Raw genomic sequence first — 15,473 nt, 5'->3', positions numbered from 1 at the left:
TGGAGCTGCCGAGGGAGGCGGGAAGCGTGGCCCTGATGACGAGCCGCTTCGCGGACGGCCTCGCCGTGGGTGCGGACCTGGAGGAGACGGACCTGGAGAAGCTCGCCGAGCGCGCCGTGGGACAGGCGTTGTCCCGGCTCGGCGACCAGGCGGACCTGGTCTGTTTCTTCATCTGCGGTGACGACCCCGACGACGTCGCACGGGCGGGGCAGCGGGCGATGGCGCTCGCGCCCGACGCGCACGTGATCGGCTGCAGTGCCACAGGAGTGATCGGAGACGGGCAGGGAGTGGAGCTGCGGCCGTCCGTGAGCGCGTGGGCGGCCACGCTGGGGGAGGCGCGGCTGACGCCGTTCGCGCTGGAGACGCTGAACGCCGAGGACCGGTTCGTGGTGGTCGGCCTGCCCGACCGCGGCCCCGACGACCACGTGGCGATCCTGCTGGCCGACCCCTACTCGTTCCCGACGGACGCGTTCGTCGAGCGGTCGGCGGACGTGCTCGGCGACCTCCCGCTGATCGGCGGCCTGGCCAACGGCTCACACGGGCGCGGCTCCGTGCGGCTGTTCGCCGACGGCGAGATCTACACCGAGGGCGCGATCGGCGTGCTGCTCAGCGGCCCCGTGCGGATCAGCACCGTCGTCAGCCAGGGCTGCCGCCCCATCGGCCCGTCCATGGTCGTCACCCGCGCCGAGGACAACCTCCTGCTGGAGCTCGCCGGGCAGCCCGCGCTGGCGCGCCTGGAGGACATCGTCAGCGAGCTCGACGAGGACGACCGCGAGCTGGTCGCCGCCGGCCTGCAGATCGGGCTGGCCATCGACGAGTACGCCGAGCGCCACGAACGCGGCGACTTCCTCATCCGGGGCGTGATCGGCATCGACCCGGAGCGGGAGGCCGTGGCCATCGGCGACATCGTGGAGATCGGGCGTACCGTCCGCTTCCAGGTTCGCGACGCCGCCACGGCCGACGAGGACCTGTATGACCTGCTCGAAGCCCACCGGGCCGAGTTCGGGCAGGCGGACGGGGCGCTGCTGTTCTCCTGCAACGGGCGTGGGTCGGCCATGTTCGGCAGCGCCGACCACGACCCGGTGGCGCTGCGCGACACGCTGGGCCCGATCGGCATGGCCGGGTTCTTCGCGGCGGGGGAGGTGGGACCGGTCGGCGGCCACAACCACGTGCACGCCTTCACGGCGTCGGTGCTGGTCTTCTCACCGGGTACGGCGGGCGGGGCGTGATCCTGGCGATCGACGTCGGCGGCACCAAACTGGCCGCCGGCCTGGTCGCACACGACGGGACGGTGGTGCGGGCGCGACGCGCCGCGACCCCCCAGGGCGCCGACGCCGAGACGCTGTGGAAGGCGCTCCTGGCCCTCATCGGCCCACTGGTCACGCCTCTGACCGGTGTGGGTGCCTCGACCGGTGAAGCCCCGGCGCTGCCCGGCGGGGCGCACGGTGGTCCCGGTGAGGCGCACAGCGGCTCTGTCCGGGGACCCGGGGCGTCGGGCTCGCCGGTGGGCGTGTCCGTCGGGCATGCCCGCACGACGGCGGGGGGTGCGGGCTCCTTCGCGGGGTCGTCCCCAGGGGACGCCGGCGTCGGCGTGGCCGTGGGATCGCTTCCGGGGCCGGAAGACGGAGCGTTCGGTCCCGGGGACGGGCCGGGAGGGTGGCGGATCGAGGGGGTCGGTGTCGGGTGCGGCGGGCCGATGCGGTGGCCCGCCGGTGAGGTGTCGCCGCTCAACATCCCGGGCTGGCGCGGGTTCCCGCTGCGCGCCCGGCTGGCCGAGCAGTTCCCCGGCGTGCCCGTACGCCTCCACAACGACGCGGTCTGCCTGGCCGTGGCCGAGCACTGGCGGGGAGCCGGGCAGGGGACCTCGGACATGCTCGGCATGGTGGTCTCGACCGGGGTGGGCGGCGGGCTCGTCCTGGGCGGCCGGCTGGTGGACGGCGGCACGGGCAACGCGGGGCACGTCGGCCACGTGGTCGTGGAGCCCGGGAACGGCCCGCCGTGCGGGTGCGGGGGCCGTGGGTGCCTGGAGGCGGTGGCCCGGGGACCTGCCCTGACGGCCTGGGCCCTGGCGCGGGGCTGGCGTCCGGGCAGCGCGTCGGCGGACGGCCTGGGACATCCGGCGGACCCCCTGGGACACGGGGACGGCGGAGGGATCGCGGCGGACGCCGTGGGATATGCCGGGGACGTCCTGGGACGTGCCGAGGACGCGGCGGGACGCCTGGGATTGGGCGCGGGACCTCTCGGGGACGCGGTGGGACGTGCCGGGTACGCGGCAGGACGTCTGGGATTGGGCGCGGGACCTCTCGGGGACGCGGTGGGACGTGCCGGGTACGCGGCGGGACGTCGAGGGGACGTGGCGGAAGGTGAGCCGTACCGGGAGGAGCGGGCCGTGACCGCCCGGCTGCTCGCCGCCGACGCGCGGGCCGGCGACGAGGTGGCGCTGGCGGCCCTGCGCCGGGCGGGACGCGCGCTCGGCGTCGCCATCGCCTCCGCGACCCACCTGTGCGACCTGGAGCTGGTCACGATCGGCGGCGGCCTGTCGCAGGTGGGGGAGCCGCTGTTCGGGGCGCTGGAGGAGGCGCTGCGCGAGCACGCCCGGATGGGCTTCGCCAGGCGCGTCAGGGTGACGCCCGCCGCCCTCGGCCAAGACGCCGGGCTGGTCGGCGCGGCGGCGCTGATCCTGGCGGGCGACCGTTACTGGACCAACCCCCAGGTGGCGGCCAGCCGCTCGGCCACGGCCTCCTGCCGGGGGCGGTAGACGGCGAAGAACCGCCCGCCGCACTCCAGGTCGTCGAGCGCGGAGGCGATCTCCCGGCGCAGGTACCGCTCCGCCTCGCGGGCCGGCAGGACCTGGCGCGACTCGTCCGACACGTCGGCGGGGGAGCGCCTCTGCACCCGCTTCCCCTCGCGGTGCCGGGCGGCGGACTTCTCCAGCCTCTTCAGGAGGGCGGCGAACCGGTCGCGCTCCGAGGTGGCCACCTCGGTGGGCGCCGTGGCGGCGACCTCGTACCCCTTGGCGGTGAGGCAGGAGGCGTAGGAGCCCGCCAGGGCGATCAGTCCCGGGTCGGTGTCCAGCTCGTTCTTCCAGGCCCGTCCGAGCGCCCGGACGTACTGCCGGCGCAGGTGGGCCGCGTCCGTGACGTCCCGGCCGAGGGTCTGCTTGACGGTGATGACGAAGCACTCGCTGCCGGCGGCGGCGTAGGCGTCCGTGGCCGCCCCGCCGTCCGCCCTGGTGCCGGCCGCCCTGGTGCCGGCCGGCTCGGCGGCTGCGGGCGGCGGCTCCACGGCGACGGGCGTGCCGATGGCCGGCGGCTCGGGCATGTGCGTCCGCGTGGGCGTGGCGTCCGAGGTGGCGGCCGGCGCTGAGGGGGATGTCGCCGGCGTCCCGGCGGCCGGGAGATCGGCCTGCGGTGGAAGGGTCTCCGGGACGTGGGCGAGCGGGTCGTTCGGGCGGGCGAGCGCGGCGAAGACCCCGTAGCCGTACCGCGACCGGTACGCGCGCATCGCCGCCTGGTCGCCATCGCGGCGCCGCTGCTCGTCGGCGGCCGGCGGCGCGGGAGTCCCCGGTACGGCCGGCGCGTACGCGAAGCCTCGCCCCTTCATGCACGCTGCCATGACCTGCTGCTGCCGCCCCAGCAGGCCCGGGGCCGGGGGCGGCGGCGGCACGAGGCCGCAACCGGTCGCCATGGCGGCGACGCCCAGGAGGGCCACGATCTTGCGCATGACGGCCAGGGTAGGGGCTCCCGCGCCCGGCCCCGGCACGGTCCGCACCCGTCAGCGGCCGACGGACGGTGATTCGTGTCATACATCACAACTGCCAGGCTTGTAACGCTTCGGTGGGCTCCTTCCAAGCAGGGGTGTAGATCGACGAAGGGAGCTGGCCGGTGCGTCGCAAACAGGCGGAGATCGCCACGGATCCCGTGGCATTGGACCTCGGCGGCCCCGAGGGGCGGCCGCCCGCCGGTAGCTGACCCCGCGCCCGGCGGCGGGGCGGGCCGGCGCCGGGCCGCGTGCCGCTCAGGACTCGGGGCGGCTGGGCTGGAAGAGCCAGGCGTCGAACAGCGAGTCGAGCTGCTTGCCCGACAGCCGCTCGGCCAGCGCGATGAACTCGGGAGTGGTGGCGTTGCCGTACTTGTGGTCGGCCACCCACGTCCGCAGCAGCGTGAAGAACGTCTGGTCGCCCACGGCCCGGCGCACCGCCTGGAGCGTCATCGCGCCCCGCCGGTAGACCGACTGGTTGAACAGGTCGTCCGGCTTGGCCCGGCCCGGAGGGTACTTCCAGACCGGGTCGTTCTTGACGGCGTACTGCCGGCGGAACATGGTGTCGGCCGTGGCCCCGCCGGTGTGCTCGGACCACAGCCACTCGGCGTAGGTGGCGAAGCCCTCGTTGAGCCAGAGGTCCTTCCAGCGCTTGATGCTGACGCTGTCGCCGAACCACTGGTGGGCCAGCTCGTGGGCGATGATGCTCGTGTCGGGGTCGAAGCCGCCGTACATCGGCTTGGTCTGGTTCTCCAGGGCGTAGCCCGCGGAGTAGTTGTCGACGACGCCGCCGGTCGAGGAGAACGGATAGGGGCCGAAGAGCTTGCTCCAGTAGTCGGTGACCTCGCCGGAGACGCGGTAGAGCTTGCCGAGCGCGGCGTGGTAGGCGGGGTCGACGGCGGCGATGTTGGGGATGCCGCCGGCGGTCCTGCCCTGGCGCAGCTCGAACTTGCCGAGCGTCGCCGTGGCGAGGTAGGTGACCATCGGGTGGGTCTCGCGCCAGGTGAACGTGGTGCGCCCGCCCGGGGCGGGCTTCTTGCCGGTCAGCTCGCCGTTGGCCAGGGCGGTCAGGCCCTGCGGCACGGTGATCTGGAAGTCGAAGGTGGCCTTGTCGGCGGGGTGGTCGTTGTTGGGGAACCAGGTCTTGGAGCCGGAGGGCTCGGAGGCCACGAACGCGCCGTCGGTGGTGGGGATGAAGCCGTAGGTGCCGAGGTTGGACGGGTCCTTGACCGGCTTGGGCTGGCCCGCGTAGGTGACCTTGACCGTGAAGCGGGCGCCGTCGGCCAGCGGCGCCCGCGGGGTGACGGTCAGCTCGTCGCCCTCGCGCGAGAAGCCGGCCTTGGCGCCGTCGACGGTGGCCTCGCTCACCTCCAGCCCCGCGAGGTCGAGGTTGAAGCGCGACAGCCGCTGGGTGGCCGTGGCGTCGATCGTGGTGACTCCGTCGAGGTGCTTGGTTGACGGGTTGTAGCCGATCGTGATGCCGTAGTGGCCGACGTCGTAGCCGCCGTTGCCGTCGAGCGGGAAGTCGGGGTCGCCGATGCCCGGCGCGCCGGCGTCGGCGCCGCTCACCGCGGCGGGCGTGCCCTTGCCCGTGGGATCGGGGTGGGCCGTTCCGGCCGCGGCGTCGCCGCTCTGTGAGCAGGCGGGCAGCGTCAGGAGCGCGACCAGCGCGGCGCTCGCCTGGCGGGTGAACCTCATGACGTCGCGCTCCCCCTTCGTAGCGTGACACGTAGCTTACGCGGTGTCACGGGCGCGCGGGGAGCTCGACGGACCTCGGCGCGGTCGCGCTCGGACGCCTCAGAGGTTACCCCGCAGCTCCTGCTCCCGCTCGATGGCCTCGAAGAGGGCCTTGAAGTTGCCCTTGCCGAACCCCAGCGAGCCGTGCCGCTCGATGAGCTCGAAGAAGACGGTGGGCCGGTCCTGCACCGGCTTGGTGAAGATCTGCAGCAGGTAGCCGTCCTCGTCCCGGTCCACCAGGATCCGGCGCTTCTTGAGCTCCTCGATCGGCGCCCGCACCTGCCCGATGCGCTCACGCAACTCGGGATCGTCGTAGTACGAGTCGGGCGTGTCGAGGAACTGCACGCCGGCCGCCCGCATGTGGTCGACCGTGGTGAGGATGTCGTTGGTCGCCAGCGCGATGTGCTGCACGCCGGGGCCGCCGTAGAACTCGAGGTACTCGTCGATCTGCGACTTCTTGCGGCTGACGGCCGGCTCGTTCAGCGGGAACTTGACCTTGCGGGTGCCGTCGGCCACGACCTTCGACATGAGCGCGGAGTACTCGGTGGCGATGTCGTCGCCGACGAACTCCGCCATGTTGGTGAAGCCCATGACGCGGCGGTAGAACTCCACCCACTCGTCCATCTTGCCGAGCTCGACGTTGCCGACGCAGTGGTCGACGGCCTGGAACAGCCGCCCGTTCTTCACCGCGGGCGCGGCCACGAGCGGCTCGGCGGCCTGGTAGCCCGGCAGATAGACGCCGCCGTAGTTGGACCTGTCCACGAGCGTGTGACGGGTCTCGCCGTAGGTGGCGATCGCGGCGAGCACCACCTTGCCGTGCTCGTCCTCCAGGGTGTACGGCTCGACGAGCCCCCGGGCGCCCTGCCGTACGGCGTGGGCGTAGGCCGACTCCACGTCCGGCACGTCGAGCGCGAGGTCGATCACCCCGTCGCCGTGCTCGGCCACGTGCCGGGCCATGTCGGTGCCGGGCCTGATCGAGGAGCGGAGCTCGAACCGGGCGGAGCCCGAGGTCAGGACGTAGCCGACCTCGTCGCGGCTGCCGTTCTCCGGCCCGCGGTAGGCCACCAGCCGCATGCCGAAGGCGGTCGAGTAGTAGTGCGCCGCCTGCTTGGCGTTGCCCACGGCGAACACCACGGCGTCCATCCCGTTAACCGGAAAAGCATCAGTCATGCCATCAAATCTCGACTTATCTGAGCTGGTTGTGCAAGAGTTACCTGAAACGCTGGACAACTTGTTCAGCGGAGCCACGAAACGTCCGGAGTTCCTGTACACCATGACGATCGACGATCTCGACGCCCGTCTCATCGCGCTGCTGGCCGCCGAGCCGCGCCTCGGCGTGCTGGAGAGCTCCCGCCGCCTCGGCGTGGCCCGCGGCACCGTCCAGGCCCGGCTCGACCGGCTGATGGCCAGGGGAGTGATCACCGGGTTCGGGCCGGACGTGTCGCCCGTGGCGCTCGGCTACACCGTCACCGCGTTCGTCACGCTGGAGATCAGGCAGGAGGCCGGGCACGACCCGGTGTCGCACGGTCTGGCGCGCATCCCCGAGGTGCTGGAGGTCCACACGATCACCGGCGGCAGCGACCTGCTCTGCCGGGTCGTGGCGCGTACCAACGCCGATCTCCAGCGGGTCATCGACGAGATCGTGGACGTGCGGGGCGTGCGTCGCACCTCGTCCGTCATCGCCCTGGACACACCTGTTCCGTACCGGGTGCTGCCGCTCGTGGCGGACGTTCCGCGCCGCGCGGGAGAGCAGTACGTACGATCGCGGTAGGGACAAGGCACCGTCACCGGTCGTCTACCCTTGACGTTCGCCCAGCATACGGGGGTTTGCGAGGTGCGGAGCGGTGGTGGGAACGGCATGCGGAAACGACGGGTCCTGCGTCGGCTGCTGATTGCCGGCGGTGTGGGGATCATTCTCGTGATCGCCGCGTTCGGCGTGGCGTGGGCCATGACGCCGATCCCCGACAGCACTCAGAAGCAGGCCACGGCGCAGGGGTCCGTCATCTACTACCGCGACGGCAAGAGCGTCATCGCCCGGCAGGGCGTCGACCGCCGCAACGTCGAGCTGGCCAAGGTGCCGCAGCACGTGCGCGACGCCGTCATCGCCGCCGAGAACCGCTCCTTCTACGAGGACGCCGGCGTCTCGGTCAAGGGCACCGGCCGCGCCCTGTGGTCCACGCTCACCGGCCAGCAGCTCCAGGGCGGCTCCACGATCACCCAGCAGCTCGTCCGCAACTACTACAGCGGGCTCAGCCAGGAGCGCTCCGTCACCCGCAAGATCAAAGAAATCATGATCTCGATCAAGGTGGACCAGTCCAAGTCCAAGGACTGGGTGCTGGAGCAGTACCTCAACACCATCTACTTCGGCCGCGGCGCCAACGGCATCCAGGCCGCCGCGCAGGCGTACTTCGGCAAGGACGTCGGCAGGCTCAGCGTGGCCGAGGGCGCCTACCTGGCCTCGGTGATCCAGCAGCCCAGCCGCTTCGCCGACCCCAAGGGCGCCGACCTGGCGGCCGCCCAGGCCCGCTGGCGGTCCGTCGTCGAGGCGATGCGCCAGAGCGGCACGCTCGGGGCGCAGGAGGCCGCGGCCCAGACGTTCCCGGCGCTCAAGGCGCCGAAGAAGCCGTTCGTGCTCCGGGGCCAGGCGCAGTACATGCTGGACCAGGTCACCGCCGAGCTCAACCGGCGCGGCTACAGCGACGAGGCCATCAGCAGCGGCGGCCTGCGGGTCGTCACCACCTTCGACAAGAAGCTCATGCAGGCGGCCGAGCGGGCCGTCAAGAACACGGTGCCCGCCGCCACGCCGAAGCAGGTCCGCACCGGCCTGGCGGCCGTCGACCCGTCCAACGGCGAGGTCGTCGCCTTCTACGGCGGCAACCCCAAGCTCACCGGGTACGACAACGCCTTCTCCGCCAAGGTGCCGGCCGGCTCCACGTTCAAGGCGTACACGCTGGCCGCCGCGCTCAACAACGGCATGGAGCTGACCACCCAGGTCAACGGCAACTCGCCGATGCGCGTGGCCTCCGACCCCACGCACCCGATCCCCAACGACAGCGGCCGCTCGTACGGGACGATCAACCTGGTCCGCGCCACCCAGAACTCCGTCAACACCGCGTTCGTGGACCTCGGCCAGAAGGTCGGCCTCGACAAGGTGGCCGCCACCGCCGAGGCGGCCGGCATCCCCGTGGCGCAGCTCCGGCCGCACCAGTCCGCCGCGACCTTCCCGCTCGGCGTCGCCTCGGTGAGCGCCGTGCAGAACGCCTCCGGCTTCTCCACCTTCGCCAACAAGGGCGTCCACGTGGAGGCGCACGTGGTCAAGTCCGTCACCGACGCCAAGGGCGCCAAGGACGTGATCAAGCCGGCCTCCGCGCGGGCCGTCGCCGAGCAGGCCGCCGCCGACACCACGTACGCGCTCCAGCAGGTCGTCAAGTACGGCACCGGCACCGCCGCCCGGCTCTACGACCGCCCGGTGGCCGGCAAGACCGGCACCACGGACGAGTCCAAGTCGGTCTGGTTCAACGGGTTCACGCCGCAGCTCGCGGTCGCCGTCGACATGTTCCGCTCGGACAACAAGACCGTCAGCGTCCCGGGCTACGGCGTGCAGTTCGGCGGGCAGCTCCCCGCGCAGGTGTGGCGGGCGTTCATGACCGAGGCCATGCGCGGCAAGCCCGTCGAGGAGTTCCCCGAGCCGTCCGACTACGGCTACACCTCCCCGTACGACAACCCCTACGACAATCCGTACGACAACCCCTACGACAATCCGTACGCCCCCCGCGACCCGCAGAGCCCCTACGACGACTGGGACCAGCCCGACCCCCGGCAGTCGACCGGACCGGACGAGCCCACGGGGCCCGAGTTCACCGAGCCGCCGCAGACCCGGGTCCCGGACGACACGCAGGGCCCGCCGGACCTCGGCGACGACCGCGGCCGGTCCACCGACCAGGGCACACTGGTCCCGACCACGGAGCCCGACGGGCAGGGCGCCGTGCGCTCACCCGCCGGCTAGCTCGCGGCGCAGCTCCTCGGGCGTCGTGACCGGCATGCGGCAGGTGAAGCCCCGGCACACGTACGCGGCCGGCGCCCCTCCGAGGAGCCCGCGCCCCTCCAGCAGCGCCGGGCCGCCCGCCACCGCCGCGGCCCGGCCCTCCTCCGGGGGCGCGCCCAGGGCGACGACCAGGCCCGGCACGTCCGCCAGCATCGCCTCGCGGTGCAGCGCCCGCGTGCGCGGGTCGGCCGGCGCGCCCACGACCGCCACCTCCACCGGCCCGTCCAGGGCGGCCCGCGCCACCGCGAGCCCCCACCCGGCGAACCGCGCGTGCCCGCCGGCCAGCACCGACACCGTGCCCAGCGCGGAGTGCGCCGCCTCCCGGTGCCGCGTCGAGCCGGTCAGCGCCGCGTACGACAGCAGCGCGCCCGCGGCGGCGTACTGCCCTGACGGCGTGGCGTTGTCCGTCGGGTCCTGGGGCCGCTGGAAGAGCCGCTCGGCGTCGTCGGCGGTGTCGTAGAAGCCGCCCGTCCCGTCGCCGAAGCGGTCGAGCACCGCGTCGAGCAGCGTCCCGGCCAGCCCGAACCACCGGGTCTCCCCGGTCGCCCCGTAGAGCGCGAGCAGCCCCTCGGCCACGTTCGCGTAGTCCTCCAGCACGCCCGCGTTCGCGCCCGCCCGGCCGTCGCGCGAGGTGCGCAGCAGCCTGCCGTCGCGGACGTGGACGCGGTCGAGCAGGACGGCCGCCGCCGTGGCCGCCTCGACGAGGTCGGGCCGGTCGAACACCGCGCCGGTCTCGGCCAGCGCCGCGACGGCCAGGCCGTTCCACGAGGCCACGATCTTGTCGTCGCGGCCCGGCCGCACCCGCGACTCCCGGGCGGCGAGCAGCCGGGCGCGCACCGAGTCGAGGCGCGCGACGTCGTCCGGGTCCTCCAGGAGCTGGAGCACCGACGTGCCGTGCTCGAACGTGCCGGTGACCGCGAACACCCGGGCCGCCCAGGCGCCGTCGTCCTCGCCGAGCACCTCGCGCAGCTGCTCGGGGGTCCAGACGTAGAACCTGCCCTCCTCGCCCTCACTGTCGGCGTCGAGCGCCGAGGCGAAGCCGCCCTCCGGGGTCCGCATCTCGCGCAGCAGCCAGTCGGCGGTCTCCAGCGCGATCCGCCGGGCCCGCTCGCCGCCGCCCGCCTTCCACCAGTGCGTGTAGACGCGCATGAGCAGCGCGTTGTCGTAGAGCATCTTCTCGAAGTGCGGCACGACCCACCGCGCGTCCACGCTGTAGCGGGCGAACCCGCCGCCGAGCTGGTCGTAGATGCCGCCCCGGGACATCGCGTCCAGCGTCTTCCCGCTCATCCCGCGCTCGCCCGAGCGCAGCAGGAACTCCAGCACCATCGACGGCGGGAACTTGGGCGCCCCGCCGAACCCGCCGTGCCCGGGGTCGAAGGAGGCCCGCAGGTTGTCCATGGCCCGGTCCAGCGTGTCCGCCCCGGGCAGCGGCCCGGTGGGCAGCGTCGTGCCCTGGGTCAGCGCGGAGACCACCTGGGAGCCCTGCCGCAGCACCCCTTCGCGGTTGCCCGTCCACGCCTGGTCGACGGCCGCCAGCAGCCGCTGGAACTCGTGGCGCGGGAAGTAGGTGCCGCAGTAGAACGGATGGCCGTCCGGCGTGGCGAACACCGTCATGGGCCAGCCGCCCTGGCCCGTCATGGCCTGCGTGGCGCCCATGTAGACGGCGTCCACGTCGGGGCGCTCCTCGCGGTCCACCTTGACGTTGACGAAGCGCTCGTTCATCAGCCGGGCCGTCTCGGCGTCCTCGAAGCTCTCATGAGCCATGACGTGGCACCAGTGGCACGCCGAGTAGCCGACGCTCACCAGCAGCGGGACGTCACGCCGCCGCGCCTCGGCGAAGGCCTCCTCGCCCCACGGGTGCCAGTCGACGGGGTTGTCCGCGTGTTGCAGCAGGTACGGACTCGTCGAGTCCTTCAAGCGGTTCATCAAGACCTCCCCGGATCACCCTATGGGCCACCTGCCCCCGGCGCCCGCGCGCATAACCGGATGGGTACGCGCCCGGCGGCGTGGAGGCGTAGGTTACGGAGAGTGGACTTGGAGTTCGTCTGCGCCCACGCCGGGCGCCGTGCCACGGCCCTGACCCGCAGGGACGTCGCGCGGGCGCTGCTGTCCGTGCCCTCGGGCCTGGCCCTGGTGGCGCTGCCGGACCTGCGGCGCGCGATGCTCGCCGCGGGCAACGCCCTGTCGCCGGTCTTCTGGGAGTCGGCCCGGCGGACGCTCATGCTCATCGAGTCCGGCGTGGCCACGGTGGGTGAGGTGCAGCGCTGGGTCGAGTCCACCGGCACCGAGCCGATCCTGCTGATGCCGAAGCTCCAGACGCCCGACTACTTCATCTGGCCGGAGGAGGACGAGCGGGGGCCGGTAAGCCAGGAGATGTACTCCCGGCTCGTACGCCACCTGGAGGAGCGGGTGGAGGCCGGTGACATCGACTCCGACGCGCTGCTCATGGGCGATCCACGGGCCCGGCGCGCCTACGAGGAGCTGCAGGAGCGGTGGCTGAACACGCCGCTGCCCGACGGCCGGGTGCCGGGGTTCGAGGTCAACGACGAGCAGGACGAGGAGCTGATGGCCTTCTGCGACGAGCAGCAGGCCAACGCGCTGAGCGAGCTGCGGCGCGTCCTGGCCGGCATGCCGAGGCGTCCGGAGCCGCCGGCCGCCGAGCTGGAGGGGGCCGCGACGCGGCTCCGGGTGCTGCTCGGCCAGCCGGGCTACCCGGCCAACGTGCTGCGGGCCTGCGCCGGGTTCGAGAGCCTGCCGATGCCCGACGACGACACGGAGCTGTGGCTGTCGGTGGTCGCGGGCATCGCCGGGCCCATCTCCGACCTCTCGGAGGACGACGACACCGTCGAGGAGTTCACCGACCTGGAGGGCGAGCTGCGGCACGAGGACACCGTGCTGGCCGAGCTGTGCGCCATCCAGCTCGCCGACTGGCTCGGGGCGGTGACCGCGCTGACCCGGCTCGGCCCCGGCGTGCTGGCCTCGCCCGAGCGGATCGCGCGGCTCATCGCCGAGTCGCCGGACATCGACACCGGCGAGATCGACATGACCGACCCCGACGAGCTGCGCGCCGGCGAGCGGCTCTTCACGCCGGTGGTCACGCTGTGGGGGCATCTCGGCGTCGTGGACGCCGACGACGTGCTGACGCCGCTCGGCTGGTGGGGGCTCCCGCTGGCGCTCGAACGCGCCTGGTCACGCAAGGAATGGTGAGCCCCGCCGTGGCGGCCGGCGCTCTAGGAGACCTTGGCGTCCACCAGGTCCTTGTACTCGGGGTGGCGCTCGATGTACTTGGCGACGTACGGGCACAGCGGCACGACCCGCAGACCCGTGTCGCGGCTCATGTCGAGGGCGTGGCCGACCAGCCGGCCCGCGAGGCCCTGCCCCTCGAGCTCCGGCCGCACCTCGGTGTGGGTGAACACGATCTTCTCCGGCAGCAGCCGGTAGTCGGCGAACCCGGCGACCTCACCGTCCAGGAGGATCTCGAACCGGCTCTCCGCCGGGTTGTCGACCACGTCGATCGCCATCTACTCGGCCTTCTTCCCCTCGTCGGTGGTGTCGCCCTCGTGCGGCACCTTGATCTTCGACATCTGCTTGTTCATCGACTTGATCAGGATGTAGAGGGCGACCCCGATGAGGGCCACGACGGTGAAGCCGAGCAGGCCGGGGCTGACATCGCCAGCTGCGAGAACAGTCACCCTTCCAGTCTGCCACCGGGGGGCCGTGGTCCAGCCCCCGGTCCTCACGGTGCCCCACCAGGGGCCCAACCAGGGGCCGGACCAGGGGCCGGACCAGGGGCCGGGTCAGGAGTGCGCGGGCGAGACGGCCTCGTCGGCGTGGATGCCGGCGAACAGGTCGTCCTCGGGCAGCTCGGTGTCGACCAGCGAGCGGGCCAGGTGGTAGTCCTCGGTGGGCCAGATCTCCTGCTGGAGCTCACGCGGGCAGACGAACCAGAAGCCGTCGGGGTCCACCTGGGTGGCGTGCGCGAGCAGCGCCTGGTCACGGATCTCGAAGTAGTCGGCGCACGGCACCCGCGTGGTCACCGGCCACTTGGCGGGGCGGTCCTCCCAGCGGGCGATCCAGTCGCTGTAGGGGGAGCCCATGCCGCGCTGGGTCATGGCCTCGTGCAGCGCCTCGAACCGCTCCTTGGTGAAGCCCATCTGGTAGTAGAGCTTGAGCGGCTGCCACGGCTCGCCGGCGTCGGGGTAGCGGTCGGGGTCGCCCGCGGCGTCGAACGCCTCCACCGACACCCGGTTGGTCATGATGTGGTCAGGGTGCGGGTAGCCGCCGTCGTCGTCGTAGGTGATGATCACGTGCGGCCTGAACTCGCGCACGGCCGCCACCAGCGGCGCGGCGGCGTCCTCCAGCTTCTGCAGGGCGAAGCAGCCCTCGGGCAGCTCCTCCTCCTCGCTCTCGGGCAGCCCCGAGTCGACGAAACCGAGGAACCGCTGCTCGACGCCGAGGATCTCACGGGCCCGCTCCATCTCGGCGCGGCGCACCTCGCCGATGTTGGCCACGATCTCGGGGCGGTCCATCTTCGGGTTGAGCACCGATCCGCGCTCGCCTCCCGTGAGCGTACAGACCAGCACCTCCACGCCTTCGCGGACGTAACGGGCCATCGTCGCCGCGCCCTTGCTGGACTCGTCGTCAGGGTGGGCGTGGACGGCCATCAGCCTCAGCGGTGCACTCACGGGCTCGATGTCTCCTCAGTCGGACCGAACAGGCGTCCAGACAGGTTAGTTTCTGCTGGGCGGTCGCGAGGGCGTGGCCCCCGCGGGCGACAATTGTCTCGGATAACGCTGAAGGAGTGCAGGGAGATTCCGCCATGGCCACCAGAGATGTCGGGAACGGGCCTGTTCTCGGCACACCCGACGACTACCCGGACCGTCCCAAACGAGGGGGCCGTCTCGTCGTGCACGTCGTGATCGGCGTGCTGGTGGCCATCATCGCGGGCGGATGGGGCTACGTGATGTGGTCGATGACCGGCAGCTCGTCCGGCGCCGTGGCGCAGGTCGTGTCGTTCACGGTGCAGCCGAACCAGTCCGAGATCGTCTTCACCGTCGACAAGCCGGCCGATCGCGCGGCCGTCTGTCAGATCAGGGCGCTGGACGCCAAGCATGGCGAGGTGGGCACCAAGGACGTAAGAATCGGGGCGGGAGAGGGTACTAAGCAGCTCAAGGAGCGGCTGGAGACCAGCGCTGAGGCTGCTTCGGTCCACATCCAGTACTGCAATCTCATAGAATAAGACGTTTGGGGAAGCGTTGGCGCGGCCGGGCTTGTTAGCCTTTCGCAATTCGACCGCACGGGCGTCCCCAGAGTTCCAGGGCCCCTAGGCAAGCAAGGAGAACCCGTGGCCGACTCTCGCGATGAGAACGTCACATGGCTGACGCAGGAGGCGTACGACCGCCTGAAGGCGGAGTACGAATATCTCTCGGGCCCAGGGCGCGTCGACATCGCCAAGAAGATCGAGGCCGCCCGCGAAGAGGGTGATCTGAAGGAGAACGGCGGCTACCACGCCGCCAAGGACGAGCAGGGCAAGATGGAGGCCCGCATCTTCCACCTCCGCCAGATCCTGGACAGTGCGCAGGTCGGGGAGGCTCCGAAGACCGAGGGCGTCGTGGGCCCCGGCATGACCGTGACGATCCGGTTCGTCGGCGACGACGACGAGGTGACCTTCCTGCTCGCCTCCCGTGAGGAGAGCGGCGCGCCCATCGACGTGTACTCGCCCAAGTCCCCGTTGGGAGCGGCGATCAACGGCAAGAAGATCGGCGAGAAGGCGACCTACAGCATGCCCAACGGCCGTCAGAACACGGTCGAGATCCTCGAGGCCGTGCCGTACATCGGCAACTGACTCCCGGAGAGACGCACCGCCGGGCCCACGACGGCCCGGCGGAGCCTTCTGCTGCCCTGGGGCTGCGCCGCGGCTCGGCCATCCGCC

The 15,473-nt window shown here is 72.2% G+C and carries 14 protein-coding genes; 7 read left to right on the top strand and 7 right to left on the bottom strand.

Going from position 1 to position 15,473, the window contains the following annotated elements:
* The first annotated feature begins 35 nt into the window (after positions 1-35).
* Both AB0H64_RS26575 and AB0H64_RS26570 read left to right on the top strand, forming a co-directional pair.
* Positions 36-1,229, top strand: a complete 1,194-nt coding sequence (locus AB0H64_RS26575) for an FIST N-terminal domain-containing protein (RefSeq protein WP_357629705.1) — start codon at positions 36-38, stop codon at positions 1,227-1,229.
* Entirely contained in the window at positions 1,226-2,758 is a 1,533-nt protein-coding gene (locus tag AB0H64_RS26570) for an ROK family protein (protein WP_357629533.1), read from the top strand. The genes AB0H64_RS26575 and AB0H64_RS26570 overlap by 4 nt, the downstream gene beginning before the upstream one ends.
* Here the strand turns inward: AB0H64_RS26570 and AB0H64_RS26565 are convergent.
* From AB0H64_RS26565 to hppD, 3 genes are all read right to left on the bottom strand, one after another.
* Positions 2,695-3,723: a hypothetical protein gene (locus tag AB0H64_RS26565; RefSeq protein WP_357629531.1), complete on the bottom strand. Its 1,029-nt coding sequence runs from the start codon at positions 3,721-3,723 to the stop codon at positions 2,695-2,697. The genes AB0H64_RS26570 and AB0H64_RS26565 overlap by 64 nt on opposite strands.
* 294 nt (positions 3,724-4,017) lie before the next feature.
* Positions 4,018-5,457: a M1 family metallopeptidase gene (locus tag AB0H64_RS26560; protein ID WP_357629528.1), complete on the bottom strand. Its 1,440-nt coding sequence runs from the start codon at positions 5,455-5,457 to the stop codon at positions 4,018-4,020.
* 99 nt (positions 5,458-5,556) lie between these two features.
* Positions 5,557-6,666, bottom strand: a complete 1,110-nt coding sequence (gene hppD / locus AB0H64_RS26555) for a 4-hydroxyphenylpyruvate dioxygenase (RefSeq protein WP_357629525.1) — start codon at positions 6,664-6,666, stop codon at positions 5,557-5,559.
* 103 nt (positions 6,667-6,769) lie between these two features.
* Between hppD and AB0H64_RS26550 the strand changes: the two genes are divergently transcribed.
* Complete coding sequence (locus tag AB0H64_RS26550) at positions 6,770-7,267, top strand: Lrp/AsnC family transcriptional regulator (protein WP_357629522.1); 498 nt, start codon at positions 6,770-6,772, stop codon at positions 7,265-7,267.
* Positions 7,268-7,354: 87 nt separating this feature from the next.
* Complete coding sequence (locus AB0H64_RS26545) at positions 7,355-9,502, top strand: transglycosylase domain-containing protein (protein WP_357629519.1); 2,148 nt, start codon at positions 7,355-7,357, stop codon at positions 9,500-9,502.
* Here the strand turns inward: AB0H64_RS26545 and AB0H64_RS26540 are convergent.
* Positions 9,488-11,467 carry a thioredoxin domain-containing protein gene (locus tag AB0H64_RS26540; RefSeq protein ID WP_357629517.1) on the bottom strand — a complete coding sequence of 660 codons (1,980 nt, stop codon included), beginning with the start codon at positions 11,465-11,467 and terminating at the stop codon, positions 9,488-9,490. The two genes, AB0H64_RS26545 and AB0H64_RS26540, sit on opposite strands and share 15 nt — an antisense overlap.
* A gap of 102 nt (positions 11,468-11,569) precedes the next feature.
* Here AB0H64_RS26540 and AB0H64_RS26535 point away from each other — a divergent pair, with 102 nt between their 5' ends.
* On the top strand, positions 11,570-12,748 hold the full coding sequence (locus AB0H64_RS26535) for a hypothetical protein (protein ID WP_357629514.1): 1,179 nt from the start codon (positions 11,570-11,572) through the stop codon (positions 12,746-12,748).
* 23 nt (positions 12,749-12,771) lie between these two features.
* Here the strand turns inward: AB0H64_RS26535 and AB0H64_RS26530 are convergent, their stop codons facing one another.
* The 3 genes from AB0H64_RS26530 to mca form a co-directional block, all read right to left on the bottom strand.
* Positions 12,772-13,062: a GNAT family N-acetyltransferase gene (locus AB0H64_RS26530; protein WP_357629511.1), complete on the bottom strand. Its 291-nt coding sequence runs from the start codon at positions 13,060-13,062 to the stop codon at positions 12,772-12,774.
* Complete coding sequence (locus AB0H64_RS26525) at positions 13,063-13,233, bottom strand: hypothetical protein (protein WP_310709714.1); 171 nt, start codon at positions 13,231-13,233, stop codon at positions 13,063-13,065. It abuts the gene before it with no gap.
* A gap of 105 nt (positions 13,234-13,338) precedes the next feature.
* Positions 13,339-14,226: a mycothiol conjugate amidase Mca gene (gene mca / locus AB0H64_RS26520; protein ID WP_357629508.1), complete on the bottom strand. Its 888-nt coding sequence runs from the start codon at positions 14,224-14,226 to the stop codon at positions 13,339-13,341.
* A 134-nt stretch (positions 14,227-14,360) separates the two neighbouring features.
* Here mca and AB0H64_RS26515 point away from each other — a divergent pair, with 134 nt between their 5' ends.
* The gene (locus AB0H64_RS26515; RefSeq protein WP_357629506.1) at positions 14,361-14,780 is read left to right on the top strand and encodes a DUF4307 domain-containing protein; all 420 of its coding nucleotides are present in this window, start codon (positions 14,361-14,363) and stop codon (positions 14,778-14,780) included.
* A 105-nt stretch (positions 14,781-14,885) separates the two neighbouring features.
* On the top strand, positions 14,886-15,386 hold the full coding sequence (greA, locus tag AB0H64_RS26510) for a transcription elongation factor GreA (RefSeq protein ID WP_049557273.1): 501 nt from the start codon (positions 14,886-14,888) through the stop codon (positions 15,384-15,386).
* The last annotated feature ends 87 nt before the right edge of the window (positions 15,387-15,473 follow it).

Origin of the sequence: Nonomuraea sp. NPDC050733, assembly GCF_040654215.1 — a bacterium.
Lineage (GTDB): Bacteria > Actinomycetota > Actinomycetes > Streptosporangiales > Streptosporangiaceae > Nonomuraea.
This window is presented reverse-complemented; position numbering and strand designations above follow the sequence as displayed.

What these genes read in the sequence shown, in the direction of transcription:
- AB0H64_RS26575 (WP_357629705.1), top strand. Translation starts at nt 36, where the DNA reads ATGACGAGCCGCTTCGCGGACGGCCTCGCCGTGGGTGCGGACCTGGAG.
- AB0H64_RS26565 (WP_357629531.1), bottom strand. Translation starts at nt 3,723, where the DNA reads ATGCGCAAGATCGTGGCCCTCCTGGGCGTCGCCGCCATGGCGACCGGT.
- AB0H64_RS26560 (WP_357629528.1), bottom strand. Translation starts at nt 5,457, where the DNA reads ATGAGGTTCACCCGCCAGGCGAGCGCCGCGCTGGTCGCGCTCCTGACG.
- hppD (WP_357629525.1), bottom strand. Translation starts at nt 6,666, where the DNA reads ATGACTGATGCTTTTCCGGTTAACGGGATGGACGCCGTGGTGTTCGCC.
- AB0H64_RS26550 (WP_357629522.1), top strand. Translation starts at nt 6,770, where the DNA reads ATGACGATCGACGATCTCGACGCCCGTCTCATCGCGCTGCTGGCCGCC.
- AB0H64_RS26545 (WP_357629519.1), top strand. Translation starts at nt 7,355, where the DNA reads ATGCGGAAACGACGGGTCCTGCGTCGGCTGCTGATTGCCGGCGGTGTG.
- AB0H64_RS26540 (WP_357629517.1), bottom strand. Translation starts at nt 11,467, where the DNA reads ATGAACCGCTTGAAGGACTCGACGAGTCCGTACCTGCTGCAACACGCG.
- AB0H64_RS26530 (WP_357629511.1), bottom strand. Translation starts at nt 13,062, where the DNA reads ATGGCGATCGACGTGGTCGACAACCCGGCGGAGAGCCGGTTCGAGATC.
- AB0H64_RS26515 (WP_357629506.1), top strand. Translation starts at nt 14,361, where the DNA reads ATGGCCACCAGAGATGTCGGGAACGGGCCTGTTCTCGGCACACCCGAC.